Source organism: Streptomyces cavernae (assembly GCF_004023625.1).
GTDB classification, from domain to species: Bacteria; Actinomycetota; Actinomycetes; order Streptomycetales; family Streptomycetaceae; genus Streptomyces; species Streptomyces cavernae.
The window spans coordinates 101,182-126,978 of sequence record NZ_RPDJ01000020.1; the positions used below are offsets into that span (position 1 = coordinate 101,182).

The 25,797-nt window shown below is 71.3% G+C and carries 25 protein-coding genes; 13 read left to right on the forward strand and 12 right to left on the reverse strand.

Annotation, left to right across the window (positions count from 1 at the left end; translation table 11 throughout):
• Window positions 1-65: 65 nt before the first annotated feature.
• From EF387_RS28970 to EF387_RS28985, 4 genes are all read left to right on the forward strand, one after another.
• Window positions 66-284 (forward strand): hypothetical protein, encoded by a 219-nt coding sequence (locus tag EF387_RS28970; RefSeq protein WP_128379574.1) that lies wholly within the window; start codon window positions 66-68, stop codon window positions 282-284.
• Between the two features lie 170 nt (window positions 285-454).
• A complete protein-coding gene (locus EF387_RS28975) occupies window positions 455-1,096 on the forward strand; it encodes a TetR/AcrR family transcriptional regulator (protein ID WP_202918396.1) in 642 nt (213 codons plus the stop codon).
• Window positions 1,097-1,387: 291 nt separating this feature from the next.
• On the forward strand, window positions 1,388-1,615 hold the full coding sequence (locus tag EF387_RS28980) for a DUF3107 domain-containing protein (protein WP_055519750.1): 228 nt from the start codon (window positions 1,388-1,390) through the stop codon (window positions 1,613-1,615).
• Window positions 1,616-1,791: 176 nt separating this feature from the next.
• Window positions 1,792-2,058, forward strand: coding sequence for a hypothetical protein (locus tag EF387_RS28985; RefSeq protein ID WP_128379576.1), 267 nt, complete (start codon window positions 1,792-1,794; stop codon window positions 2,056-2,058).
• A gap of 201 nt (window positions 2,059-2,259) precedes the next feature.
• On the opposite strand, the gene EF387_RS28990 is transcribed toward EF387_RS28985, so the two are convergent.
• Window positions 2,260-3,003 (reverse strand): ferritin-like fold-containing protein, encoded by a 744-nt coding sequence (locus tag EF387_RS28990; RefSeq protein ID WP_128379577.1) that lies wholly within the window; start codon window positions 3,001-3,003, stop codon window positions 2,260-2,262.
• 457 nt (window positions 3,004-3,460) lie between these two features.
• Between EF387_RS28990 and EF387_RS28995 the strand changes: the two genes are divergently transcribed.
• Window positions 3,461-6,148 carry a DEAD/DEAH box helicase gene (locus tag EF387_RS28995; protein ID WP_238431761.1) on the forward strand — a complete coding sequence of 896 codons (2,688 nt, stop codon included), beginning with the start codon at window positions 3,461-3,463 and terminating at the stop codon, window positions 6,146-6,148.
• A 114-nt stretch (window positions 6,149-6,262) separates the two neighbouring features.
• Window positions 6,263-7,135 carry an alpha/beta fold hydrolase gene (locus tag EF387_RS29000; protein ID WP_128379579.1) on the forward strand — a complete coding sequence of 291 codons (873 nt, stop codon included), beginning with the start codon at window positions 6,263-6,265 and terminating at the stop codon, window positions 7,133-7,135.
• Window positions 7,136-7,200: 65 nt separating this feature from the next.
• Here the strand turns inward: EF387_RS29000 and EF387_RS29005 are convergent, their stop codons facing one another.
• Complete coding sequence (locus tag EF387_RS29005) at window positions 7,201-8,115, reverse strand: NYN domain-containing protein (protein WP_128379580.1); 915 nt, start codon at window positions 8,113-8,115, stop codon at window positions 7,201-7,203.
• A 254-nt stretch (window positions 8,116-8,369) separates the two neighbouring features.
• On the opposite strand from EF387_RS29005, the gene EF387_RS47580 reads away from it, so the two are divergent.
• Window positions 8,370-8,522 carry a hypothetical protein gene (locus EF387_RS47580; protein WP_202918397.1) on the forward strand — a complete coding sequence of 51 codons (153 nt, stop codon included), beginning with the start codon at window positions 8,370-8,372 and terminating at the stop codon, window positions 8,520-8,522.
• A 106-nt stretch (window positions 8,523-8,628) separates the two neighbouring features.
• Here EF387_RS47580 and EF387_RS29010 read toward each other — a convergent pair whose 3' ends face one another.
• The 4 genes from EF387_RS29010 to EF387_RS29025 form a co-directional block, all read right to left on the reverse strand.
• Window positions 8,629-9,234 (reverse strand): MarC family protein, encoded by a 606-nt coding sequence (locus tag EF387_RS29010; protein WP_128379581.1) that lies wholly within the window; start codon window positions 9,232-9,234, stop codon window positions 8,629-8,631.
• Window positions 9,235-9,864: 630 nt separating this feature from the next.
• A complete protein-coding gene (locus tag EF387_RS29015) occupies window positions 9,865-10,722 on the reverse strand; it encodes a PHP domain-containing protein (protein WP_128379582.1) in 858 nt (285 codons plus the stop codon).
• A gap of 145 nt (window positions 10,723-10,867) precedes the next feature.
• Complete coding sequence (locus EF387_RS29020; protein ID WP_128379583.1) at window positions 10,868-11,509, reverse strand: DUF6758 family protein; 642 nt, start codon at window positions 11,507-11,509, stop codon at window positions 10,868-10,870.
• A 210-nt stretch (window positions 11,510-11,719) separates the two neighbouring features.
• The gene (locus EF387_RS29025; protein WP_128379584.1) at window positions 11,720-12,310 is read right to left on the reverse strand and encodes a suppressor of fused domain protein; all 591 of its coding nucleotides are present in this window, start codon (window positions 12,308-12,310) and stop codon (window positions 11,720-11,722) included.
• A gap of 567 nt (window positions 12,311-12,877) precedes the next feature.
• Between EF387_RS29025 and EF387_RS29030 the strand changes: the two genes are divergently transcribed.
• Together EF387_RS29030 and EF387_RS29035 are read left to right on the forward strand one after the other, a co-directional pair.
• A complete protein-coding gene (locus tag EF387_RS29030) occupies window positions 12,878-13,999 on the forward strand; it encodes a magnesium and cobalt transport protein CorA (RefSeq protein WP_128379585.1) in 1,122 nt (373 codons plus the stop codon).
• Between the two features lie 22 nt (window positions 14,000-14,021).
• On the forward strand, window positions 14,022-14,528 hold the full coding sequence (locus tag EF387_RS29035) for a hypothetical protein (protein ID WP_128379586.1): 507 nt from the start codon (window positions 14,022-14,024) through the stop codon (window positions 14,526-14,528).
• An 88-nt stretch (window positions 14,529-14,616) separates the two neighbouring features.
• Here EF387_RS29035 and EF387_RS29040 read toward each other — a convergent pair whose 3' ends face one another.
• Window positions 14,617-15,363, reverse strand: coding sequence for a hypothetical protein (locus EF387_RS29040; protein ID WP_128379587.1), 747 nt, complete (start codon window positions 15,361-15,363; stop codon window positions 14,617-14,619).
• Between the two features lie 208 nt (window positions 15,364-15,571).
• Between EF387_RS29040 and EF387_RS29045 the strand changes: the two genes are divergently transcribed.
• The 3 genes from EF387_RS29045 to EF387_RS29055 are packed head-to-tail and all read left to right on the forward strand — an operon-like array spanning window position 15,572 to window position 18,621.
• Complete coding sequence (locus EF387_RS29045; RefSeq protein ID WP_128379588.1) at window positions 15,572-16,858, forward strand: magnesium transporter MgtE N-terminal domain-containing protein; 1,287 nt, start codon at window positions 15,572-15,574, stop codon at window positions 16,856-16,858.
• The gene (locus EF387_RS29050) at window positions 16,848-17,444 is read left to right on the forward strand and encodes a DUF1003 domain-containing protein (protein WP_128379589.1); all 597 of its coding nucleotides are present in this window, start codon (window positions 16,848-16,850) and stop codon (window positions 17,442-17,444) included. The genes EF387_RS29045 and EF387_RS29050 overlap by 11 nt, the downstream gene beginning before the upstream one ends.
• A gap of 43 nt (window positions 17,445-17,487) precedes the next feature.
• The gene (locus EF387_RS29055; RefSeq protein WP_128379590.1) at window positions 17,488-18,621 is read left to right on the forward strand and encodes an Mrp/NBP35 family ATP-binding protein; all 1,134 of its coding nucleotides are present in this window, start codon (window positions 17,488-17,490) and stop codon (window positions 18,619-18,621) included.
• Between the two features lie 126 nt (window positions 18,622-18,747).
• Here EF387_RS29055 and EF387_RS29060 read toward each other — a convergent pair whose 3' ends face one another.
• The 5 genes from EF387_RS29060 to sigE all read right to left on the reverse strand — a co-directional run bounded on the left by EF387_RS29060 (window position 18,748) and on the right by sigE (window position 24,929).
• A complete protein-coding gene (locus EF387_RS29060) occupies window positions 18,748-19,404 on the reverse strand; it encodes a hypothetical protein (protein ID WP_128379591.1) in 657 nt (218 codons plus the stop codon).
• Between the two features lie 782 nt (window positions 19,405-20,186).
• Window positions 20,187-20,621 carry a sec-independent translocase gene (locus tag EF387_RS29065; protein ID WP_128379592.1) on the reverse strand — a complete coding sequence of 145 codons (435 nt, stop codon included), beginning with the start codon at window positions 20,619-20,621 and terminating at the stop codon, window positions 20,187-20,189.
• 211 nt (window positions 20,622-20,832) lie between these two features.
• Window positions 20,833-22,812, reverse strand: coding sequence for a trypsin-like peptidase domain-containing protein (locus tag EF387_RS29070; protein ID WP_128379593.1), 1,980 nt, complete (start codon window positions 22,810-22,812; stop codon window positions 20,833-20,835).
• Window positions 22,813-22,938: 126 nt separating this feature from the next.
• The gene (locus EF387_RS29075; RefSeq protein ID WP_128379594.1) at window positions 22,939-24,162 is read right to left on the reverse strand and encodes an anti-sigma factor family protein; all 1,224 of its coding nucleotides are present in this window, start codon (window positions 24,160-24,162) and stop codon (window positions 22,939-22,941) included.
• Window positions 24,159-24,929 carry an RNA polymerase sigma factor SigE gene (gene sigE / locus EF387_RS29080; RefSeq protein WP_202918398.1) on the reverse strand — a complete coding sequence of 257 codons (771 nt, stop codon included), beginning with the start codon at window positions 24,927-24,929 and terminating at the stop codon, window positions 24,159-24,161. Before sigE ends, EF387_RS29075 begins: the two co-directional genes overlap by 4 nt.
• Before the next feature lie 207 nt (window positions 24,930-25,136).
• Here sigE and EF387_RS29085 point away from each other — a divergent pair, with 207 nt between their 5' ends.
• Complete coding sequence (locus EF387_RS29085; RefSeq protein ID WP_128379595.1) at window positions 25,137-25,769, forward strand: O-methyltransferase; 633 nt, start codon at window positions 25,137-25,139, stop codon at window positions 25,767-25,769.
• Window positions 25,770-25,797 lie beyond the last annotated feature (28 nt).

Consider the following 25,797-nt stretch of genomic DNA (forward strand, 5'->3'; position numbering starts at 1 on the left):
AGGCTTCGGTCGAGGGCACTCGTAGTCGTACAAGAGCGCACTCACACTGCTCGGGAAGAGGAAGCATGGCCATCGACCCCACTGACCCCGAGACCTTCGAACCCTCCGCCGAGGAGGAGATCGACGACGAGGCCCCCGAGGCCGACGCCGCCGAGCAGCACACGGATCTGGCGCCGCCGGACGCCGACTACGACCTGCTGAGCGGCGACACCTACAGTGCCGACGAGGCCGATCGCGCCGAGCAAGCTCGCTTCGTCGCACTCGACGAGGACGACTACAGGTGAGGCCGGGGCGACACTGACCCGTCCGCTCTACGCTGCTTTGGCGTGCTCCCTCCCCTTTTCTCAGGCGTCCGGTCCGTGAAATTCTCCGCTCGCACCGCGCACACCACGGTTACCGAAAAGTACGATGGCCGCGCGGCGCACACCGCATGTGGACGATTTTGGGAGGCGGCGTGACAGCCATCGAGCAGACAGAGGCGGCACGCCCGCGGGGCACACGCCTGCCGCGCCGTGCCCGGCGCAACCAGCTCCTCGGCGCCGCTCAGGAAGTATTCGTAGCGCAGGGATACCACGCGGCAGCGATGGACGACATCGCCGAGCGCGCGGGCGTCAGCAAGCCGGTGCTCTACCAGCACTTCCCCGGCAAGCTGGACCTCTACCTGGCACTGCTGGACCAGCACTGCGAGGCACTGCTGGAGTCGGTGCGGGGGGCGCTGGCCTCGACGACCGACAACAAGCTCCGGGTCCGCGCGACGATCGACGCCTACTTCGCGTACGTGGAGGACGACGGCGGGGCGTTCCGGCTGGTCTTCGAGTCGGACCTGACCAACGAGCCTGCCGTGCGCGAGCGGGTCGACCGGGTCACGGTCCAGTGCGCGGAGGCGATCTGCGACGTGATCGCGGAGGACACCGGGTTGCCGCGGGCCGAGTCGATGCTGCTCGCCTCCGGGCTCGGCGGACAGGCGCAGGTCGTGGCGCGCTCCTGGCTGCACAGCGACCGCAGCGTGCCGCGTGAGCAGGCGGTGCAGCTGCTGACCTCGCTGGCGTGGCGGGGCATCGCCGGGTTCCCGCTGCACGGGAGCGAGCACCACTGAGTCGTCGCGGTCGCCGCCCGGCCATCGCTGTCGCCGCCCGGCCATCGCGGTCTGCCGCTCCGTTCCCGGCCCTCCCGGCGCCGCCCGGCGCCGTTCCGGTCTGTGTTCTCTCTGTGTTCCCTTCGGTGGTCCTGTCCGCTGTTCCGGTGCGGTGCTCGCGTCCGGTGTTCCCGTCCGCTGTTCGCTCTTGGCGTTCTTGGGCGGAGCGTGCAGGTCCCCTCACCGGGCTAATGTGTGCTGGGTACGGCGCGGAGGCCCGCGCACATCACTGACCGTCGGAGGGACAAAGCCGTGGAGGTCAAGATCGGCGTGCAGCACGCGCCCCGCGAGATCGTTCTGGAGAGCGGTCAGACCCCGGAGGAGGTCGAGCGCGCGGTTTCCGAAGCGCTGGCCGGCAAGTCGCAGCTGCTGAGCCTCGTGGACGACCACGGCCGCAAGGTCCTGGTCCCGGCGGACCGGCTGGCGTACGTCGAGCTGGGTGAGCCGACGGCCCGCAAGGTGGGCTTCAGCGCACTGTAGCTGTGACGGAACGTAGAAGGGCCCGGCGGCACTGTGCCGTCGGGCCCTTTTGTGCGCGTTTTTCGTCTCGCCGGCCCCCCCGTATGTCCCGCGTACCGAAGGGGGTTGGATTCCGCAGGTCAGGGGTAGAACGGGCTACGACTGGAACGCCCATGGCCGTGCGGGAGGGGACCCCTATGTTGGTGGAAGCGCTCGGCTCCGCAGTCGTCGGTCTGGCCCTGGCCTGGGCCGCCTCCTACCGACTGTCGCACCGACTCCCGTCCCGCCGCCTGGTGCTGCCGACGGGGGTGGCCGCCGCGCTCTTCGGCGCCTTCCTGACCCACACGGCGCTGGGCGCCGGCCATGCCGTAGCGACACTGATCGGGGCGGCGGTCGTGGCCACGGCCCTGCTGTCCCTGCTGCTGCGCCCCGGCGCGCGCCTTCGACGCTCGGCCACCGCGTAGGACGCCACCGTCTGTCGACCCCTGAGCGGGGTGGGCACACGGCCGGGCGTCGAGCCGCAGGCACCGGACCCGGCGCACCCGGCCCGACGGACCCACACGCCGACCCACGGGGCCCAGCACACCCCGGCCCGACGGACTCGGTCCACAGAGGTCCGTAGGCCCGGACCGAGGGTGCCCGAGCCTCAGACCCCGCCCCGGCTGCTACGCCGCCAGCCCCAGCGCGGCCATCCGCTTCGTGTGGGCCTCCGTGATGCGTGAGAACATGCGGCCCACCTCCGCGAGGTCGAAGCCGTCCGCGACGCCGCCGACGAGCATGGTCGACAGGGCGTCGCGGTCCGCGACCACCCGCTGGGACTGGGAGAGCGCCTCGCCCATCAGCCGGCGCGCCCACAGCGCGAGCCGTCCGCCCACGCGCGGGTCCGCGTCGATGGCCGCGCGTACCTTCTCCACCGCGAAACTCGCGTGGCCGGTGTCGTCGAGGACGGCGAGGACCAGCCCGCGGGTGTCGGAGTCGAGCCGCGCGGCGACCTCCCGGTAGAAGTCGCTGGCGATCGAGTCGCCGACGTACGCTTTGACGAGCCCCTCCAGCCAGTCGGAGGGCGCGGTCTGCTTGTGGAAGCCGTCCAGCGCGGCGACGAAGGGCTGCATCGCCTCGGTCGGCTCGGCTCCGATCTCCGAGAGCCGGTCCCGGAGCTGCTCGAAGTGGTGGAACTCGGCCGACGCCATCTTCGCCAGCTCCGCCTTGTCGATGAGCGTGGGCGCCAGCTTGGCGTCCTCGGCGAGCCGCTCGAACGCCGCCAGTTCCCCGTACGCGAGCGCTCCGAGCAGGTCCACGACAGCGGCGCGGTACTGGGGGTCGGCGGAGGCCTCGGCCCAGTTCCGGGCGGCGACTCCGGTCGGTTCGGCGGTGTTGTCGGTGTTGTCGGACGTCGTCATGAAGCGCACAATAGCCCGCTCGCAGGGCCGCGGAAGTCCCTGGTCAATCACTGTGACGACGACTACGTGACCAAATCGGCCATCGCGTGTGCGCGATTCCGGGGTATGGTGGTAATGCGCCCGCCGAATATTCGACGGGCCACTCGAATGAGGATGCCCGGTCGGTGGCCCGATCGGCTCCGACCTGACAGCTCTCCTCATCCGTACGGCAGTCTGCGTACGGAATCCGGAGAGACCCTCAGCGGTACGAGCGCTAGAGCGTCGGCAGTGGTCCCATGCCACCTCAGGCCCGCCCTCAGGCGGCCGACGTCCCCGGCACGTACAAGAACCCCCCGCGCTCGCCTCGCACCGCGCTCACAGAAGAGGCAGCACCCTGACTACGACTTTCCGAGAGCTCGGGATCCTTCCCGAGACCGCCGAGGCCCTGGAAGCCGTCGGTATCATCAATCCCTTCCCCATCCAGGAGATGACGCTCCCCGTCGCCCTCTCCGGCACCGACGTCATCGGCCAGGCCAAGACCGGCACGGGCAAGACTCTGGGCTTCGGTCTTCCGCTCCTCGAGCGCGTCACCGTCCCCGCGGACGTGGAGGCCGGCCGGGCCCGGCCCGAGCAGCTGACCGACGCACCGCAGGCGCTCGTCGTCGTCCCCACCCGCGAGCTGTGCACCCAGGTCACCAATGACCTGCTGACCGCCGGCAAGGTGCGGAACGTGCGCGTCACCGCGATCTACGGCGGCCGGGCCTACGAGCCCCAGGTCGAGGCCCTGAAGAAGGGCGTCGACGTCGTCGTCGGCACTCCGGGGCGGCTGCTCGACCTCGCCGGGCAGAAGAAGCTGAACCTGAAGCACGTGCGATGCCTGGTCCTCGACGAGGCCGACGAGATGCTCGACCTGGGCTTCCTGCCCGACGTCGAGAAGATCATCAACCTGCTGCCGGCCAAGCGGCAGACCATGCTGTTCTCGGCGACCATGCCGGGCGCGGTCATCGGTCTCGCGCGCCGTTACATGTCGCAGCCCACGCACATCCGTGCCACCGCGCCGGACGACGAGGGCGCGACGGTCGCGAACACCGCGCAGTTCGTCTACCGCGCGCACTCCATGGACAAGCCCGAGATGGTCGCGCGCATACTGCAGGCCGAGGGTCGTGGGCTCGCCATGATCTTCTGCCGCACCAAGCGGACGGCGGCCGACATCGCCGAGCAGTTGCAGCGCCGGGGCTTCGCCTCCGGCGCCGTCCATGGTGACCTCGGCCAGGGAGCGCGCGAACAGGCGCTGCGCGCCTTCCGCGCCGGCAAGGTGGACGTGCTCGTCTGCACCGACGTCGCCGCGCGCGGTATCGACGTGGAGGGCGTGACGCACGTCATCAACTACCAGTCGCCCGAGGAGGAGAAGACGTACCTGCACCGCATCGGCCGTACCGGCCGCGCGGGCGCCAAGGGCATCGCGATCACCCTCGTCGACTGGGACGACATCCCCCGCTGGCAGCTCATCAACAAGGCGCTGCAGCTGAACTTCAACGACCCGCCGGAGACGTACTCGACGTCGCCGCACCTCTTCGAGGAGCTGAGCATCCCGGCCGGGACGAAGGGCGTGCTGCCGCGCGCCGAGCGGACCCGGGCCGGTCTGGACGCCGAGGAGATCGAGGACCTCGGGGAGACCGGCGGCCGTGGAGCGCGTTCCCGTGGGGGCCGCGCGCCGTCCGCCGAGCGCGAGCGTGAACGTGAGCGCCCGGCGCGCACACCGCGGCGCCGCCGCCGTACGCGCAACGGCGCACCGGTGAACGAGACCGCACCGGCCGCCGAGGCGACGGCCTCGGCTCCGGCCGCGGAGCAGTCCGCCGAGCCCGCGACGCGCACCCCGCGCCGTCGCCGCCGCACCCGTGCGGGGAATCCCGCCGAGGCCGCGGTGGTCTCTCCGGTCACGGAGGAGGCGACGCTCGCCGGGCAGCCGGTACCGGCTGCGGTCGCCGAGGTGTCCGCACCGGTGACGGAGACGCCGGCCGCGACGAAGCCACGTCGGCGCACCCGCAGGTCGGTTGAGGCCACGGAGACCCCGGCGGCCGAAGCGATCGCTCCGGTGACCGAGGAAGCCGCCATCGATGAGGTGGTGACGGAGGCGGTCGAGGCTGCCGAGCCCGTCGAGGTGCCGGCCAAGCCGCGCCGCCGGACCCGAAAGACCGCGCAGCCCGCACAGCCCGCGGAAGCCGCTGAGGCTGCCGTCGCCACCGCCGAGGGCACCGCGCCCGAGGCCGCTCCGGCTCCACGCCGTCGTACGCGCAAGGCGGTTGAGGCCGCCGAGGCCCCGGTGGCGGAGGTCGCTGCTCCGGCCGCCGAGGCGGTCGCGGCCGTCGAGGCCGACGAGGTGCCGGCCAAGCCCCGCCGCCGGACCCGCAAGGCCGCACAGCCCACGGAAGCCGCTGAGGCCGCCGTCGCCACCGCCGAGGGCACTGCGCCCGAGGCTCAGGTCGCCGAAGTCCCGGTCGCCGAGGCTGTGGACGCTCCGGCGAAGCCGCGTCGGCGCACGCGCAAGGCGGTGCAGCTCGCGGAGACAGCTGAGGCTGCCGAGGCCGCCGTCGCGACGGCGGAGGGCGAGGCCCCCGTCAAGCCGAAGCGCACCCGCAAGTCGGCGCAGGCATCCGTTGCCACCGCCGAGAGCGCGGCTGCGGACGAGGCTCCCGCACCCCGGCGCCGGACCCGCAAGGCCACGGAAGCGGCGGAGCCCGCGGAGTCCGCGGTCGCCACGGCCGAGGGAGTGGTACCGGACGCCGATGCCGACGAGACCTCGGCCAAGCCGCGTCGCCGGACCCGCAAGGCCGCGGTTGCCACTGAGGCGGTGGGCACCGCGGAGGCGGAGACTGCGGAGAAGGCTCCGGCCGCACCCCGGCGCCGTACGCGGAAGACGGCCGAGGCTTCGGTCGCTCCCGTCGACGGCGAAGCGCCGGCGGCACCGGCGAAGCCGAGGCGCACCCGGAAGACGGCGGAGGCCGCCGTCGCCACTGCCGAAGGCGAAGCCCCCGTCAGGGCCAGGCGGACGCGCAAGACCGCCGAAGCCGTGATTCCGGCTCAGATGGCCGAAGTCCCCGCCGCCGAGAGCGCCGAGGACACCGAGGCCAAGCCGCGGCGTCGTACCCGCAAGACAGCGGCTGCCGAGAGCTGAGTCGGCCGACCGCGTAACCTGCCGGACGGCCCAGTCCCCTTCACGGGGGCCGGGCCGTCGGCGTTTCTTCCCCGGACTCGGGCCCGACCGCGGGCCCCCGCTAACCTCACCCCCATGAGCAAACCCCCCAGCTTCACCCCTCCCCCGGGTGCCCACGCGCGCCGTCTGCGGACGGCGCGCGGCGAGTTCGCCGTGGTCGAGGCGCCCGCGAACGCCGAGCGGCCCAAGGGGACCGTGCTGCTGCTGCCCGGGTTCACCGGCAGCAAGGAGGACTTCTCGCCCCTGCACGGGCAGTTCGCCGCCGCGGGGTACCGGTCCGTCGCCGTGGACGGGCGTGGGCAGTACGAGAGCCCGGGGGACCGCCATGACGAGTCGGCGTACGTGCGGGAGGAGTTGGCGCGCGATGTGCTCGCGCAGGCGGCGGCGCTCGCTGACGGCCCCGTCCATCTGCTCGGGCACTCGCTCGGCGGCCAGATCGCCCGTGCCGCCGTGCTCCTGGACTCCGCGCCCTTCCGCTCGCTCACCCTCATGGCCTCCGGTCCCGCCGAGATCTCCGCACCTCAGCAGCAGCGGGTCAAGCTGCTGCGGGACGCCCTCGCCGTGATGACGATGGAGGAGGTCTGGGACGCCATCCAGGCCATGGAACCGCCCACGGAGACCGAAGGCGACCTGGACGAGGGACTGCAGGACCGGGAAGACCTGCGTCGGCGCTGGCTGCTCAACAGTCCGGCACAACTCATCGCCACCGGGCTCCAGTTGTGCACCGAACCCGACCGCACGGCCGAACTCGCCGCCGTTGAGCTGCCGAAGCACGTACTGTCCGGCGAGCGTGACGACACCTGGCCGGTGCCGCTCCTCGACAAGATGGCGGTACGGCTGAACGCGCACCGGACCGTCGTACGCGGAGCGGAGCACTCCCCGAACACGGACCAGCCGGGGGCCACGGCCCGCGCCCTCCTCGGTTTCTGGGACGCCAACAACGACTGACGCCGACAACGACCAGGGAGTGTCTGGGACCGACGGGCCCCAGTACCGCGCCTGACCGACGGGCCCTAGTACTGCGCCTGCAGGTGTTCCCAGAAGCCGTCGCGCAAGGCGCGGCGCAGGTCCGCCTGGCCGCGCAGCGAGTACTGCAGCAGCACCTCGGCCTCGACCAGCAGGTCCTGGTCCACCGACCCGGGCAGATACGGGTGGCCGGGCAGCAGTTCCACCAGCGCCTCCCGGCCTCGCGCCGCCAGCCACTTGGCGGCGATCTGCGCACCGACGAAGCGCACGTCCTCCCGGGCGGGCCGGGCGACGTTCGTGGTGTCGTAGGAGGCCGCCGTCCGCCGGGCCACGTAGGGCTTGAAGAACTCGAGGTCGAAGGTGCGCTGGCTGTCGACCTCCCAGAGCAGCGGTTCCGCCTGGTTGCGGCCCTCGGGCGCCTCGATCCCCCACAGATGGACCCTGGCTCCGTACCCCTGTGCCGCCTCCACCGCGGACACCAGGTCCTCGTCTCCGCCGATGAGGGCTGCATCACTGATGGCACGATGCCGGGCCAGCGACTCCAGGTCCGTCCGGATCAGCGAATCGACGCCCTTCTGCTGGTTGTTCGCGTTGAGGTTGCCGAGGCGCACCTTGACGTCGGGGAGTTCGGCGATGGACTGCTGCTCGGCGGTGTGGATCCGGCGCCGGGCGCCGTCGTACCAGTAGACCCGCAGGAGCCGGCTGTCCGCGAAGATCGTGCGGGCCCGGTCGATGAGCGCCTCGATCAGACCCTCCGCGTCCAGGTCGAAGGCCCGCCGGTCCTCGGTCCCCGCGACCAGCCGGCCAGCCGCCGCGTACAGATACCCGGCGTCGACGAAGATGGCATGCGTGGAGGGCGTCTTGGCGACCTCCGCGAGCATGCGTTGCAGCAGCTCGTTCGTGCGGTCGATGCGCGCGCCGAGTGTCGCCAGGTCGTCGGGTCCCGCGTGGTCGTCGTTCATATGACTCCATTGTCCCGGCGGTCACGCTGCGAACACAACCGGTGAACTACCAGCGAGTAATTAGGCGTTCGAAAAATTTCCTTAGCGTAGGGAATGTTTGCATCAGGCATCCCGTTGCATACGTATGGAACGTATGGAACGCGAGGCACCGACGCCCCGCAAGCCACACTGCCCCCGATCTCTCGGCCAGCCCGAGCTGGGGGACCACATGTAGTTCTCCGCACAGGAGGATTGACCAGACGAAGGGAGAAGCCATGCGCTTCGAGATCTTGCGCCTCGACGACGTCGACGGTACCCCCGTGGACAGCACCGTCGTGGACGCCGCCTCCGTCAACAGGATCGTGCAGCAGGCCGCCGCGATAGGGCAGCGCATCTGGATCCGCCCGGCCGAGGGCCCGGCCTCGTAACGCCGGTTGTTTTTGACGCTTCGGAGCCCCGTACGGCGATTACGCCGTGCGGGGCTGTTGCATGCGCCTCCGCCCGGTTCCCGGGGGCCTCGGGCGGGACTCCCGGTCAGCTGGCGCGTATGACCTGTGTGACGCCGTTGATGATCTGCTGGACCGCGATCGCGGAGAGCATCATGCCGGCGAGCCGGGTCACCAGGACGACACCGCCGTCCTTGATGACCCGGATGATCAGCAGGGAGTACCGCATGACCAGCCACAGCACCACGTGGATGGCGAGGATCGCCGTCCACACGGAGACCTGCGCAGCGGTTCCGTCCGCCTTCTGCACGGCCAGGATCACCGAGACGATGGCCCCCGGCCCGGCGAGCAACGGCATCCCGAGCGGTACGAGCGCGACGTTGACGTCCTTGGTCTGCTTGGGCTCGTCGGTCTTGCCGGTCAGCAGGTCGAGCGCGATGAGCAGCAGGAGCAGTCCTCCGGCGATCATCAGCGCGGGGACGGAGACGTGCAGGTAGTTCAGGATCTGGTGCCCGAGCAGCCCGAAGACGGCGATGACCCCGCCCGCCACACAGACGGCCTGGAAGGCCATCCGCTTCTGCACCTTGCCGGGCCGACCGGCGGTGAGCGCGAGGAAGATCGGGGTGATCCCCGGGGGGTCCATGATCACGAAGAGGGTCAGGAAGAGGGAACCGAAGACGGCGGCGTCGAACATGTGTGATGGCCTTGCGGAGGTGTGGACAGGGATTCGGGCTCGGTGGAGCCCGGGGACTTGAGGGACTTGGCGGAGCAGGAGCTTGCTGGACAGCTGAGCGGAAAGGAAGGGAAGGGACAGGAGGGCGCTCAGACGCGGGCGGACGCGTCGTCGGTACGAGGACGGGAGCGCCGTTTCACCGCCCGTCGGCAGACCCGCTGACGTCGGCAGGCCGGCCGCTCCGCGACCAGGGCAGCGAGCACCCCGGGACGCAGCGCGGACAGGCGTGGGCAGGACGGAACGGCCACACCGCACCGTCGGGCAGCAGGGAGCGCGGAACGCCCCAGACAGCACCGCCCAGAGAACACGGCCTGGACAGCACGGGCCCGGGCGGCACGGCCCGGACAGCACCGCCCAGAGAACACGGCCTGGACAGCACGGGCCCGGGCGGCACGGCCCGGACAGCACGGGCCAGGACAGACTGCCGAGACAGCACCGCCCAGACAGCACGGCCCTGGTGGAACGGCCCAGAGCGGATCCCCTACGCGGGGCGCGGCGGGGCGCCCGGGCGGAGCCGAGGACCCACCACCCCCCGTACGCGAGGCCCCGGATCCCGACCGGTCACCCGGGCACGCCCGTCCGGTGCGGGGCTCAGGCTCCCCCGGTCCCCGGGACCGGGAAGGCACCCGTCGCCCGGCGCGTGATCTCCCCGTACACCTCGGGATCGGTGGTGAACTCGCCGAGTGCGACGGTCTTCCGGCTGCCGTGGTAGTCGCTGGAGCCCGTGGCGAGCAGGCCCAGTTCGGCAGCGAGGCCGCGAAGTCGGGCCCGGGTGGCGGGTTCGTGGTCCATGTGGTCGACCTCGATGCCGTCGAGCCCGGCGGCGGCCAGCCCGGCGATCGCGGATTCCGGCACCACTTGCCCCCGCTTGACCGCGGCCGGGTGCGCGAAGACGGTGACCCCGCCCGCTGCCTTGACCAGCCGGATCGCCTCGAACGGATCCGTCTCGTGCTTCTCGACGTACGCCCGCCCGCCGTTGGCGAGCCAGTCGGCGGTGAACGCGTCGGACACACTGTCCACCACCCCGAGCTCCACCAGCGCGGAGGCGATGTGAGGGCGCCCCACGGAACCGTCCCCGGCGATGCGCGCGACCTGCTCCCAGGTCACGTCCACGCCCAGCTCCTGAAGCTTGACGATCATCGCCTTCGCCCGCGGCACCCGGTCGTCGCGCACCAGCTCACGCTCGCGCAGCAGTTCGGGCTCCGCGGGATCGAAGAGGTAGGCGAGCATGTGCAGCGGTACGCCGTCGAGGCGACAGGACAGCTCGGCCCCGGTGACCAGCGTGAGTCCCTCCGGCAGCGCGGCCACGGCCGACGCGTGCCCGCGGGTGGTGTCGTGATCGGTCAGCGCCACGACGTCCAGCCCGGCGGCGGCAGCGTTGCGTACCAGCTCGGCGGGGGTGTCCGTACCGTCGGAGGCGGTGGAGTGAGTGTGCAGGTCGATGCGCACGACGCGGGCTCCAGACGGTGAACATGCGGAACGGACGCTCAAGGATAACGGGAGCCTGACGCCACCTGTCACACCCGCACCCGTGAAGCGCCCCCTACATTCCGCACACCCCCCGGAGCGCCCCCACTTCCCTCCGAGCGGAGCGCTAAGGCTCCAGGATCCGCGGCGACAGCGCCCCGCACGGCACCAGGTCCAGTTCGGCCCCGGCATCCCGCAGGTCGGTCAGCACCAGCTCGTCGTACATCAGCATCCCCGACTTCTCGGGCCAGACGACCGCCCACAGCCACAACCCGCGGGCCTCGCCCGCGAAGACGGCCCGGTCGTCGGGGGTCCCGGAGACGTGCCATAGCGGTGTCGGCCGGCCCGCGGCGAGGACCTTCGCCTCAGCCGGCTTCTCGACGCTCATGTGCGGGCCGGGGTCGGGTCCGTCGATGCCGGCGTAGCGGGCGCCCAGGCCGACGCCGAGTTCCTCGGCAACGAGGATCAACTCGCCGATGCCGCCCAGCGGTCCGGGCCCCGAGCAGGCCACCGCGGTCGCGCGTCCGCCACTACGGTCGTCACCGGCGTACCCCACGCCGGTGAACAGCCACCCCACCGGCAGCGGCCACGGCATCCACACCGGCACCTGGGCACGGTGCACAACGACACTGAGGGCCTCGACGCTGGGCGGGATCACGGGCTGCAGCGGATGCACGATTCCGTGCACATCGCACTGCCACGAGTCGGAGAAGAGTCCGGGAGCCCTGACCCGGCCACCACACTTCGGGCAACTGGGTTCGCCCCTCATAGGGCCCCACGGTCCTCCCCGTCCTTCGTCGCGTCAAGGACGATCACCCGACTGGCATGCCCACAAGATTAATTGCATATGACACCGATTAGCTTTCCTAAGCTATTGTGTGCATACGCGATCATCTCCGGAGGGGTGTCCGCCGCCGTCAGGCATCAGCCGTCAGGCTTCGGCGTCAGCCGTCAGGCGTCAGGCGTCAGCCGTCAGGCGTCAGCCGTCAGCCAACGCGACGGACGCACGCAGCGGGTCGCGCAGGTCCGTGCCCCTTGCCAGCCAGCGTTCCTGGAGGGCGCCCGCGCCGTGGACCCGCTTCCACGCCGCCTCGTTCGCCGTCATGGGCAGCAGCGGCAGGAACCGTACGGGATCGGCAGGCGCGTCCAGTTCCAGGTCCGGCACCAGACCGCCGGACTCCGCGACCAGCACGGAGCTGAACGGGGCGCCGGGCCACAGGGGTTCACCCACGTCGAGCGAGGCACCCGGCGCCACGACCACACCCTCGACTTGCGGGGACGCGGCGAGCACGGCGAGCGGACGGAGCACCTTGTCGGTGTCGGCGAGCCCCGCTCGCACGGACAGCACCAACTCGACGCGAGGGCCCCTGACTTGATCCGCGATCACCGCGTTGGGGTCGGCCATCGGCGTGGCCGACATACCGAGCGTGGCGTAGCGGACGAGCTCTCCCTCTGTGAAGCGCAGCACTTCGATCCGGTCCGCACCGAGGAAGGTGACCGCAGCCCGCGCGTCGGGTTCGCCCAGCGCAGAACGCAACCGGGCCTCGACGAGGGGAAGAACTTCAGCCATGCGCCGAGCATAGATCTCGTCGGCTACGGGCAAAGCAGCACCTTGACGCTTCGTGGCGCTGATACTCTTGACTGCCGGTCGGGGCAGCACGCAAAGCGTAGCTCTCGAGCCTCGGCCCGCATGAACGCGCAATGACTCCCCTACGGGGAACCCCTGACGGGGTATGGAACGTCCCTTACGAGGGACCGGCCGGAGGAGGTGGGGCTGCAATGGACCGAAGTCGACCGTGCAGTACCACCCGCTCTTCCGGCCGCTGAGTTTCTCCCGCTCTGCTCGGCTTTCGCCTCCCGCACTCGCATCACGTCATGTCCGGTGCACACGGAAGAGCACTTCGTTTCCACCTGATCCAACCGATCCGGCAGATCCGCCGGTCCGGCAGCTGAGCCGTCTCGTTCGTCTCGTCTGCACGGCCCGACCGTTCCGTTGGATCTGAATCGAACGAAGCGTCACCGCGACGGTGCGGTGCTCCCCGCTTTGTGGACGTGCCAAACCTGTGCAGTCAGAACGTCCCCATTCCGGGTAGTTCCACCCGTCGTCGGCTGCCTCCGTTCCGCGAAGGAGCCTGCCATGTCGATGATCCGTGACCTGCGCGCCGCGGTCCGCCCCTCACTGCGCAAGGAGAGCGCCACCTACGACCCCACGCGCGACCGTGCGACGTCGTCGGCGGTCGTGGACTGCGCGGTCTACCGCGACGGCGTCCGCGTCGCCTCGCGTGAGGCGTCCCGTGACGCCCTGACCCCGCACGAGGCGATGCGTCAGGTGCGCCGGGAGGGCGGTTTCGTGTGGATCGGTCTGCACGAGCCCACCGAGGCCGAATTCGGGGGAATCGCCGCCGAGTTCGGGCTGCACCCGCTGGCCGTGGAGGACGCGGTCCAGGCCCACCAGCGGCCCAAGCTGGAGCGCTACGACGACACGCTGTTCACCGTCTTCAAGACCATCCACTACGTCGAGCACGACGAACTCACCGCCAGCAGCGAGGTCGTGGAGACCGGTGAGGTCATGTGCTTCACCGGCCGGGACTTCTTCATCACCGTCCGGCACGGCGGGCAGGGCTCGCTGCGGGCGCTGCGGCACCGGCTGCAGGACGACCCGGAGCTGCTCGCCAAGGGCCCCTCCGCGGTGCTGCACGCGATCGCCGACCACGTCGTGGACGGCTACCTCGCGGTCGCCGACGCCATGCAGGACGACATCGACGAGGTCGAGACCGAGGTGTTCTCGCCCGGGCGCAAGGGCGGCCCCTCGCGGGGTGTGGACGCCGGGCGGATCTACCAGCTCAAGCGTGAGGTGCTGGAGTTCAAGCGGGCGGTGGCGCCACTGCTGCGGCCGATGCAGGACCTGAGCGAGCGGCCGATGCGGCTGGTGGACCCGGGCATCCAGAAGTACTTCCGGGACGTGGCCGACCACCTGGCCCGGGTGCACGAGCAGGTAGTCGGCTTCGACGAGCTGCTGAACTCGATCCTGCAGGCGAACCTCGCGCAGGCCTCCGTCGCACAGAACGAGGACATGCGGAAGATCACGTCATGGGCGGCGATCATCGCGGTCCCGACGATGGTGTGCGGGGTGTACGGCATGAACTTCGAGTACATGCCGGAACTGAAATGGCGGTACGGCTACCCGGTGATCGTCGGCATCACGGTGGCCATCTGCCTGGGGATCCACCGCACGCTGAAGCGGAACGGCTGGCTTTGAGCGCGCTGGTTAGTCTTGCCCCATGACAAGCGAGCTGCTCGACCAGGCCCTCGTCGAGGAAGCCACCAAGAAGTCCGGCCTGATCTGGGTCCAGGCCGACGGGCCCGCGCGGGCGCTGTGGCACGTGTGGCACGAGGGTGCCGCGTGTCTGGTGGGCGACGGGCCCGGGGAGCAGCCGCTGCCGGGGCTCGTCAACGGGGGCTCCGCGTCCGTCACGGTCCGCAGCAAGGACAAGGGCGGGCGGCTGGTGGCCTGGACGGCCGAGGTCGTGGAGCTGGCGCCGGGCTCCGACGAGTGGAACGCGGCCGTGGCGGAGCTGAAGGGCAAGCGGCTGAACGCTCCGGACGGGGAGGCCATGCCGGAGCGGTGGGCCCGTGAGTGCCGGGTGCTGCGGCTCGAGCCCCGGGGCGCCACGACGGCCATGCCGGACGGCTCGCTGGCGGCTCAGCCGCTGCCGACCCCCGCGACCACTCGCCGGCCCGCGCCGGCGGCGCTCCCTCGCCTGCTCTTCCGTCGAAAACGCCGGTAGTCCCCGCGCGGTCGATGTTGCCGCGGCCGGGGTCCGAGGTCCGCGGTCCACTGGCATTCCGCCCGGGCCCGGTGCCACCCGCGCGGTGTCAGGACGCCGGTAGCTGCCTGCCGTAGTCGACCGTCTGCTTCTCCTGCGGCTCCTCGAGGGAGAAGGGCTTGCCCCAGTCCGTCAGGCGAAGCGTCCCCGCCCCGCCGGCGCGGACCAGCCGCACGGGAAAGGGGCGGCCCTCGAGGGAGACGTCCAGGGTGCCCCCGGAGCCGTTGTCGCCGGTGAGACGGATGGTGCGGATGCCGTTCTGCTCGCGGCGCCCGTCCGTCGCGAGCTCGCCGTGCAGCGTCAGCAGCCCGTCCAGCAGCGTGTCCTTGTCCGTGAACCCGCTCAGCCGCTGATACGCCGGGTCGCCCTTGGGGACCTTGACGTACATGCCGTCGAGCTTGCCGGCGGCCGCCGCGTCCGCCTTGCCGGCGTCCTCGTGACTCCAGAAGGAGGCGTCCGCCCTGAGGAAGAGCTTCTCGTCCACCCTCAGCAACCGGAAGGTGTCCCCCTCGGAGGTCACGGAACCCGTGCCGCCGTTCCCCTTCAACCGCATGTCGAGCTTGTAGGTCTTGCCCTTGACGACCACCGCCCCCGACAGCCGCACGGTGTCCGCCGCCTCGGCCACCGTCCGCGTCCTTGCCTGTATCTGCTCCGGCGTCAGCTTCCCCACACCGTTGGTTCCCGCGTCCGGATCCTCACCACAGCCCGTCAGCCCGGTCCCCGTCACCACCAGCGCACACATCGCGGTCGCCAGCGTCGCCCTGCGGCGGGTGCGGCCCAGGGGAAGTGCAGTCACAGGCGGGGCCCTCTCATGCGGATGTCCTCATCGGCGTACGGCAGCGTACCGGTGCCGACTACGCCCTTCGGTGGCGGTCCGTCCGGACCGATCACCAGAGCGGGGCCGACCAGGACGACGTAGCCTGAAGCCCACAGCGGCGGACATAACTGGCCAAAGGATCCATACGCAGCCCCCTACGCCCCCTACGAAAAGGAGGCGCGCAGCCATGGCCGCAGGCGCCCCCCGGATCTTCGTCTCCCACCTCGCCGGCGTCGCCGTCTTCGACCCCAACGGCGACCAGGTGGGGCGCGTCCGCGACCTCGTCGCGATGCTGCGGGTCGGCAGACGGCCCCCTCGCCTGCTGGGACTCGTCGTCGAACTCGCCACGCGCCGCCGCATCTTCCTGCCCATGACCCGGATCACCAGCATCGAGTCGGGCCAGGTGATCACCACCGGGGTGCTCAACGTCCGTCGCTTCGAACAGCGCCCCACCGAGCGGCTGGTGCTCGGCGAACTCCTCGACCGGCGCGTTCAACTCGTCGAGACCGGCGAGGAGGTGACCGTCCTGGACGTGTCCATCCAGCAGCGGCCGGCCCGCCGGGAGTGGGAGATCGACCGGGTCTTCGTCCGCAAGGGCAAGGGACGCGGCGGGGCCTTCCGGCGCGCCAAGGGCGAGACGATGACCGTGGAGTTCTCCGCCGTCACCGGCTTCTCCCTGGAGGAGCACGGCCAGGGCGCCGAGAACCTGCTCGCCACGTTCGAGCAGCTGCGCCCCGCAGACCTCGCCAACGTGCTGCACCACCTCTCCCCCAAGCGGCGCGCCGAGGTCGCCGCCGCGCTCGACGACGACCGGCTCGCCGACGTCCTGGAGGAGCTGCCCGAGGACGACCAGATCGAGATCCTCGGCAAGCTCAAGGAGGAGCGCGCCGCGGACGTCCTGGAGGCGATGGACCCCGACGACGCCGCGGACCTGCTCGCCGAGCTGCCCGACGCGGACAAGGAGCGGCTGCTGGCGCTGATGCGCCCGGACGACGCGGCGGACGTACGCCGGCTGATGTCTTACGAGGAGCGGACCGCGGGCGGTCTGATGACCACCGAGCCGATCGTGCTGCGGCCGGACGCCACGGTCGCGGACGCCCTGGCCCGGGTGCGCGAACCGGACCTCTCCCCCGCGCTCGCCGCCCAGGTGTACGTGTGCCGTCCGCCGGACGAGACGCCGACCGGCAAGTACCTGGGAGCCGTGCACTTCCAGCGCCTGCTGCGGGACCCCCCGTACACCCTGGTCGGCTCGATCATCGACGATGATCTGCAGCCGCTCGACCCGAACGCCGAGCTGCCCGTCGTCGCCGGGTTCTTCGCGACGTACGACATGGTGGCCGCGCCCGTCGTCGACGAGAGCGGCTCGCTGCTCGGCGCGGTGACCGTGGACGACGTACTGGACCATCTGCTGCCGGAGGACTGGCGGGAGACGGAGTTCCATCTGGAGGACGAGGAGGTGCCCGATGGCTCCTGACCGCGAGACGCGTGAGCGGATGCCCGCGGGGGCCACCGCCACCGGCCGGCACCGGGTCCGTCTCGACCAGCCGCTGCCCCCGCGCCGGTGGATCCTGCCCGAATGGGACCCGGAGGCCTTCGGGAAGCTGTCGGAGCGGGTCGCCCGGTTCATCGGCACCGGACGGTTCCTCGTCTGGATGACGGTCGTCATCATCCTGTGGGTGCTGTGGAACAGTTTCGCGCCGCGCGACCTGCGCTTCGACGAGTACCCGTTCATCTTCCTGACCCTGATGCTGTCGCTGCAGGCCTCGTACGCGGCCCCGCTGATCCTGCTCGCGCAGAACCGGCAGGACGACCGCGACCGGGTCAACCTGGAGCAGGACCGCAAGCAGAACGAGCGGTCGATCGCGGACACCGAGTATCTGACCCGGGAGGTCGCCGCACTGCGGACGGGCCTCGGCGAGGTCGCGACGAGGGACTGGATCCGTTCCGAGCTGCAGGACCTGGTCAAGGAGCTCGACGGGGGGCGGCACACCGACGGCCACGTGCGATTCCCGGCAGTTCCGGCGGAACACCCTCGGGGACGTGACGGAGGTGACCGCTGACGGGCTTACCGGCCCCCGGAGCCGTCGCCGTACCATCGTCGGTATGGCTACGGAAGACGCGGTGCGCGAGGCACTGGCGACGGTGAACGACCCCGAGATCAACCGACCCATCACCGAACTGGGGATGGTCAAATCGGTGGACATCGGTGCGGATGGCGCGGTCGCGGTCACCGTGTACCTGACCGTTTCCGGCTGTCCGATGCGGGACACGATCACGCAGCGTGTGACGGAGGCGGTCTCCCGTGTGGAGGGCGTCACCCGTGTCGACGTCACGCTCGACGTCATGAGCGACGAGCAGCGGCGCGAGCTGGCGACCGCGCTGCGCGGTGGTCAGGCCGAGCGGGAGGTCCCGTTCGCCAAACCGGGCTCACTGACCCGTGTGTACGCGGTGGCGTCCGGCAAGGGCGGCGTCGGCAAGTCCTCGGTGACGGTGAACCTCGCGGCGGCGATGGCGGCCGAGGGCCTGAAGGTCGGCGTGGTCGACGCGGACATCTACGGCCACTCGGTGCCGCGCATGCTGGGCGCCGACGGCCGGCCCACCCAGGTCGAGAACATGATCATGCCCCCGTCGGCGAACGGTGTGAAGGTCATCTCGATCGGTATGTTCACCCCCGGCAACGCGCCGGTGGTGTGGCGCGGCCCGATGCTGCACCGTGCGCTCCAGCAGTTCCTCGCGGACGTCTACTGGGGCGACCTGGACGTGCTGCTGTTGGACCTCCCGCCGGGCACGGGTGACATCGCGATCTCGGTGGCCCAGCTGGTCCCGAACGCGGAGATCCTCGTCGTCACCACCCCCCAGCAGGCCGCGGCCGAGGTCGCGGAGCGGGCGGGCTCGATCGCCGTCCAGACGCACCAGAAGATCGTCGGCGTGGTCGAGAACATGTCCGGGCTGCCCTGCCCGCACTGCGGCGAGATGGTGGACGTCTTCGGCACGGGCGGCGGCCAGGTGGTGGCCGACGGCCTTACCCGTACGACGGGCGCCACGGTCCCGGTTCTCGGCTCGATCCCGATCGACGTCCGACTGCGCGAGGGCAGCGACGAGGGCAAGCCGGTCGTCCTGACCGACCCCGACTCCCCGGCAGGGTCCGCTCTGCGGGCCATCGCGGGGAAGCTGGGGGGCCGCCAGCGCGGCCTCGCGGGGATGGCCCTGGGGATCACCCCGAAGAACAAGTTCTGAACCAGTTACGCAACCAGCTCTCGCCGGCCCTCAATCGGCTCTGAACAGCCTCTGAGCGGCGGTGATCAGCGTCGGGGTGGGGATGCCGTTCCGCGGGACGGCACCCCCACCGCGTGACGGCTTTCACTAGGCGTACGACTCGATGTCCTTGACCATCGCGAAGCCCAACCCGTACGCGCTCATGCCGCGGCCGTATGCGCCCAGGTGGACGCCCTGCTGGGTCGAGCCGGCGAGGACCCAGCCGAACTCCGACTCGCGGTAGTGGAAGGGTGTCGGAAGGCCGTCCACGGGCAGGGACAGCGTTGACCAGTCGGAGCCTGAGAGGTCGTCCGCGAGCACCCAGGCGGTCTCCGTCTGCTGCTCCAGCCAGTCGTCACGCAGCGTGTGGTCCATCTGGCCGGGCCAGGTGACGGACAGCAGGCCCATCCCGGCGAGCCAGGCGGCGGAGGAGACCGATGTGGCCTCCAGCAGGCCGGTGCCGTCCGCGCTGCGGCGCACGGGGTTGGCCGCGACGGTCACCACGACCGCGAACCGTTCCTTGTCCTCGGACGCCTCGTTGTGCATGGACGGCTCGTCGCCGTGCCCGAGCGCGCCGTGCTCCACGGCACCGTCCGCGGCGTTGCCCACCTGCAGCAGCCAGCGCGGCCCTGTGAACGCCTCGTCCAGGCCGTACCAGGGGAAGGCCGCCCGCAGGTAACCGTCGACCGTCGTGCGCCGCCCGGAGGCGGGTTCTCCGCCCTCCGCTTCCGGCGCCTGCGCGCCCACCTGACTCGTCGTCTCCATCTGCCCGGACGCCTCCTCGCTCTCGTCGGGCCGGAGCGGCCCGCCCCCCTCTGGGGACCCTCATATGGTCCGCACAACAACAGGGCAGCATAGCCACACCGCTCCGAGGTGCCGGAACACCAGCCGGGTGGGTTGAAGCGCGTACGCGTCAAATACGGGCCTCGTGCGAGCTTGATGAGATTCAACTCACGTTCCCGATAGCAGTTTGGACCCGGGAATCGGACGTACGGGGGCCGCGACGGACCGTCTCCGCCGGAGGGCCGTACGCCGGGGGGTGGCGACTCGTCCGCATGGGGTGGCTGGGCACACCGCAGCGGTGTACGGGAGCGGCGCACGGAGGCGCGGCAGGGCGCGCACGGAACCCGGCGCAGGCGGCGCGAGCAGGTGCCTGAGGGCTGCGGCAGGGCGCGCGGGGGGCGCGGGGCGCTCCGGCATGGGGCACGGCTGGTCGCCGATGCGGGGGCGGAGGCGGGGTTACGCCGGGGGCGGGGTGGACGCGGGGACGGGTGGACGCGGGGGGCGGGGTGCGTGTGCGCCCGGCGTGGAAGGGCGGACTTCCCGCATGAGTTCCACATGAGGCCGGGCGCCCGGCGCCGCAGGCACACAGGGCGTAACCCGCACGCGCCGAGCGTCGGCGTCGACCGTCCGGCTGTCAGCCGTCAGCCGTCAGCCGTCAGCCGTCAGCCGTCAGCCGTCAGCCGTCAGCCGTCAGCCGTCAGCGGAGTGTGCACACCCGGCGCGGAGAGTGAGGCGGTGTCCGGTGGGCGGTGTGCGGGGCTCGGTCAGGTGGCGTCCGCGTCGAAGGGCGGACGCTCGCCGGGGTTGAGCTTCTCGCGCTTCTTCGTCATGTCGACCGAGCCGCCGGACGAGCCCGCGGACGCGGAGGAGTCGGTGTCGCGGCCGTGCACCGCGTCCGTGACCTCGGCCATCTCCTTCTTCAGGTCGAAGCCGTTGCGGATCTCCTTCAGCCCCAGTTCGTCGTTGTCCAACTGCTTGCGGATGAACGTCTTGGGGTTGAGGTCCTCGAATTCGAAGTCCTTGAATTCAGGCCCGAGTTCCTCACGGATGTCCTGCTTGGCGCTCTCCGAGAACTCGCGGATCTTGCGGATGGTGCGTGTGACGTCCTGGATCACCTTCGGCAGCTTCTCCGGGCCGAAGACGAGCACGGCGAGGACAACGAGCGTCACTACCTCGAGCGCTCCTATGTCATTGAACACCTTGCAGCTCCTCGCACTCTCCTCGGCATCCGGCAGGTCATCCGTGGTCCGGGCCGGATCCACGGTACCCGGCGATCCCGTCCAACCGGTACCGTCCCGACTCCCCGGCTTGGTGTACGCGACAGGTTTTCAGAGAAGTTTGCCTGCTCGCGAACGGTCAGGCCCATTTTCCGTGGGATTGCTGTGAGTCCACCGCCGTGGCCCGCCCGGCTCAGCCACCGTCCGCCGAGCCCAGGGTCAGTGTGATCGTCCTTTCCCTGCCGCCGCGCTCGAGGGTGAGCTCGAGACGGTCGCCGGGACGGTGCGCGCGGATCTTGACGATCAGTTCCTCACCGGAGTGGACGCGCTGGCCGTCCACCTCGGTGATGATGTCGCCGGCCCGGATGCCCGCCTTGTCGCCGGGTCCGCCCGGGTTGACGGGAGCCCCGCCGTCCCGCCCCTTGGTGCCCACGCGGGCGCCGTCGCCGTCGTAGTCCATGTCCAGCGTGACACCGATGACCGGATGGGTGGCCTTGCCGGTGTTGATCAGCTCCTCGGCGACGCGCTTGCCCTGATTGATGGGAATGGCGAAGCCGAGCCCGATGGAGCCGGCCTGACCGCTCTCCGGGTCGGAGCCTCCGTCCGCCGAGCGGATGGCGCTGTTGATGCCGATGACCCGTGCCTTGGAATCGACGAGCGGACCGCCGGAGTTGCCCGGGTTGATCGGGGCGTCGGTCTGCAGGGCGTCCACGTACGAGATGTCGCTGCCGTCGCCCTTCTCGCCCCCGGCGGTGATGGGCCGTTCCTTGGCGCTGATGATGCCCGAGGTGACGGTGTTGGCGAGGTCGAAGGGGGCACCGATGGCCACCACGGGATCGCCGACCCGCACGTTGTCGGAGTTGCCGAGGGCCAGCGGTTTGAGCCCGCTCACCCCGCGCACCCTGACGACGGCCAGGTCGTAGCCACTGTCCCGGCCGACGACCTCGGCGTTCGCAGTCTCGCCTCCGCTGAACGTGACGCTTATCCGGCCGTCGGAGCCCGCCGGGTCGACCACGTGGTTGTTGGTGAGGATGTGGCCCCTGTCGTCGAGTACGAAGCCGGTGCCGGTGCCCTGCCCTTCGGCGCCCCTGACGTGCAGGGTCACCACGCCGGGCAGCGCACGGGCGGCGATCCCCGCCACGCTGTCCGGGGCCCGCCCGGTGTCCTCCACCCCGGCCTGCGGCAACTGGATGTCGCTGACCCCACCGGTGCGCTCCAGATAGGAACCGATGGCCCCGCCCACGCCTCCGGAGAGCAGCGCGATGAGCACGGCCCCGCCCGCGGTGGCCCGCTTGCCGCGTCTGCGCCGGCCGACGGTCGTCTCGACGGCGGCGCCGTTCTGCTGCAACGGGGCGACGGCCCAGGGGTCGTAGTTCTGCCAGGGGTTGTACGTGCCCGGGTAGGCGGGCACCGCGCCACCGCCGGGCACGGCCCCTGGCGGCGGGCCACCGTGGGGCGTGGCTCCTGGGGACCGGAGGTCGGGCGTCGGCAGGTCGTGCGCCGGGTCACCGTGCGCGGGAATGCCGTGCGCGGGTCTGGTTCCCGGGTGCTGCACAGGCGGGGCGGGCGCCCACGGCCCCGGTTCGCCGTAGGGCGGAGTGCTGTGGGGATCGGGATCGTGCAGAGGCGCGCCGCGCTCCCCGGTCCCACCACCGGCCTTCTCGGCACCCACTGTCTCGGCACCGGCCGAGTCGGCACCGGCCGTCAGTGCTCCGCCCGAAGCAGCACCGCCTGAAGCAGCACTGGCCGGACCGTTTCCCGCCGGTCCGGCCTGCCCGGCCTGTCCAGTTGATCCAGCCTGCCCGGCCGGTCCCGTCGGTCCCGTCGGGAGCGGCCGGTCCAGCTCGTAGTCCCCGGAGTACCCGGAGTCGCGGGTGCCGCTCTGCCCCTGCCCGTGCGAGGGGGCCGTAGGCTGCGGACCGGACGGAGACGGCTGCGGACCGGACGGAGACGGCTGCGGACCGGACGGAGACGGCTGCGGACCGGCGGGCCGGGCGGCCTCCGCCTCGGCGGGCGGGGTGGCGCCGGTGACGGTGGACGGGGCGGCGCCCGTGACAGCGGGGGCCGTGGGTGTGGCGGCGGGGGGCGTGGGGCCCGCCTCGGTGTCCGGCGCCGGGACTCGGTGTCGGGGACGGCTCCACCACTTGGCCTTCGCGGACTTACCGTCGTCCATCCTTCTCCCAACACCCCGCCCGCGGCAGCACCGTCGCCGCGGGTTCGACTCCTCAGGCCGCGCCGTTGGACACGGGCCCGTCCCTGGATTCAATCAGGTTCCCGGGCCCTCGCGCAGATGACGTCGTCAGCGGACCCGTGCCGCGGCCGTCGTGGACGACGGGGAGGGGGAGGGGGTCTGGTCCGGGGCCATGAGCAGCCCAGGCGTCATGATCTCCAGATCGGTGGACCAGTCGGCCGGCACGGCCGGAGGAGCACCGGTGAGCGGGGTGCGTATGAGCGGTGAGGTGACGGCCGCCCCGGCCACAACAGGCGCGGTCAGCTCGTGCATCGGCGGCGTGCCCGTCTGTCCGGCCATTCCGGGCAGCAGCGGCGCGGACGCCTCGGTCGGCTCCACGGGCGCCGAGAGCGCGCCCCCGCCGGTCCGGTGCCCCGGGGTCTGCAGCGGCCCGGTCGACCGCCTCCGCTGCCCGTCCGGTGACACCACGGACCCGGAGCCCTGGCTACGGAACGGGGTGACGTTGGAGCCCGAGCCGCCGCGCGCGTCCGTGGTGTCGGCCGGTACCCCGCCCGTCACACCGCCGAGCGCGATCGCGGCCAGCGACACGGCTCCGGCTGCCACGAAGGCGAACCGCCGCCCCCTCGATGCGGACGCCTCCTGCCGACTCACATGGTGGATCCGAAAGCCCCGCTCCCCGGCGAAGCCACGGTCGGCCGTGAAGCCGCCGTCGGCCGTGAAGCCGCGCTCGTCCGCGAGGCCCCGCTCCCGGGAGGGCCGCTGCCCCACGGAGAGCCCCGGCTCCGCGGGGAAGCGCTCCCCCGAGAGTCGCTCGGCCTCGCCGGGGGCGTCGGGGCGGGAGCGGCCGTTGTCGTCGGCGAACTCCCGGCCGCCGGTGAACCCGCGCTCCCCGAACAGCGAGCGCGCGCCGAAGAACCCGCGCCCTTCGGTAGCACCGCGCCCGCCGAACAGGCCCCGCCCCTCGGACCACGGCAGCGCGCCGCCGTGGGGCCTCGTCGGCACATAGCCGAAGGAGTCCTCCGACCTCATACCGAAGACCCCGGAGGACCCGAATCCGCCCCCTCCAAGAGGCGGTCCACCGCCATCGGGATCACCTCCTCCGGGGAGCCCCTGGAGCCGGGCCAGGAAACTCTCGGAGGGCGGCGGCGGAGCCGCCTCCGCGAAGACGTTCTTCAGCCGGCGCTGGGCGTCGGCCTCGGCCTTGCACTTCGGACACGTCGCGAGATGGGCGAGAACCCGCTCCCGCGCCTCATGACCGAGCTCGCCGTCCACCAGGGCGGAGAGCCGGTCTCCCAGATGCTGCTCGGCAGATGTCGGACGTGATCCACTCACGCGGTCGCGCCCCCTCCTCCCAGCACCGGTACAGCGGACACGAAGCCCCGTCGCTCGGCACGGGCCTCGGGCGACCGGTGTGCGAGGGCCTTGCGCAGCTGGGAACGGCCGCGGTGGATGCGGCTGCGTACCGTACCGAGCTTCACGCCCAGGGTGGCGGCGATCTCCTCGTACGAGAGGCCTTCGATGTCGCAGAGGACCACGGCGGCGCGGAACTCGGGCGCGAGGGTGTCGAGCGCCTGCTGGACATCCGCGTCGAAGTGCGAGTCGTTGAAGACCTGCTGCGGTGACGGCTCGCGGCTGGGCAGGCGCTCGGCCGCGTCCTCGCCCAGGGCGTCGAACCGGATGCGCTGCTTGCGGCGGACCATGTCCAGGAAGAGGTTGGTCGTGATGCGGTGCAGCCAGCCCTCGAAGGTGCCGGGCGTGTACGTCGACAGGGAGCGGAAGACGCGGACGAAGACCTCCTGCGTGAGGTCCTCGGCGTCGTGCTGGTTGCCGGTCAGACGGTAGGCCAGGCGGTAGACCCGGGCGCTGTGCGTGCTGACGATCTCCTCCCAGGTGGGAGGAGTCCACGCCTGCGAGTCCGCGTCGGTGGCGAAGGTCGCGGTCTGCGCGGTCTCGGCAGCGTGGTGGGTGTCAGCGATGTCAGTCACGGATTTCGGCTCACCTGCCGACCTGAGAAGGCGCCTCAGCCCTCTTCTCCGATCCTCAGGCGCAGCCGCACCTCCCCTGTCGGCTCTGGTGGTGTCCAGTGGAGCCCCTACCATAGCCACCTCGTCCGTTAGCTCCGGATAAGCGGTTTTACGCGAAATTGATATGCGCTTCGGCGCCTGCGTCAGCACTTCCTCGACGTCCTGATCCATCTCTTTCCCCCCGCCGTCTCTCCCACCCCTTAAACGACCGGTCCCATCTGCGGGTTCCCGACGGCAACGGATACAGTCACGGCCAGGCCACTACGGGGACAGGAGAGGGTCATTCACGGCAACCGGCAGACGAGCTCGGCGTTCGCCGACGCCTTTGTCGCCGAGGACGACGCACTGCACTGGGCCCGTGACCGGGCCCGGGAGGCAGGGCTGCGCTCGGTGTCGCCCGGCACGGGCGCCGCGCTGCGGATGCTCGCCGCCACCGTGGACGCCAAGGCCGTGGCGGAGATCGGCACCGGCACCGGCGTCTCCGGCATCCATCTTCTGCACGGTATGCGGCCGGACGGCGTGCTGACCACCGTGGACTCCGAGCCGGAGCGCCAGCAGTTCGCCCGGCAGGCGTTCCGGGCGGCCGGTTTCGCCAGCAACCGCGCCCGGTTCATTCCGGGCCACGCGCTGGACGTGCTGCCCCGGCTCGCGGACAGCGGCTATGACCTGGTGTTCTGCGACGGTGACCGCACCGAGTGCCTCGACTACCTCGCTGAATCGTTGCGCCTTCTGCGGCCCGGTGGCCTCGTCTGTTTCGAGGGGGTCTTCTCCAACGGCCGCACCGTGGACTCCGGCCCGCAGCCCACTGAGGTGCTGCGGCTGCGGGAGCTGCTGCGCGCGGTGCGCGAGAGCGCGGAGCTGATCCCGTCGCTGCTGCCGGTGGGCGACGGACTGCTCTGCGCGGTCAAACGCTGATCGCGGCGCCCGGGGGCGGGGCCGGAGC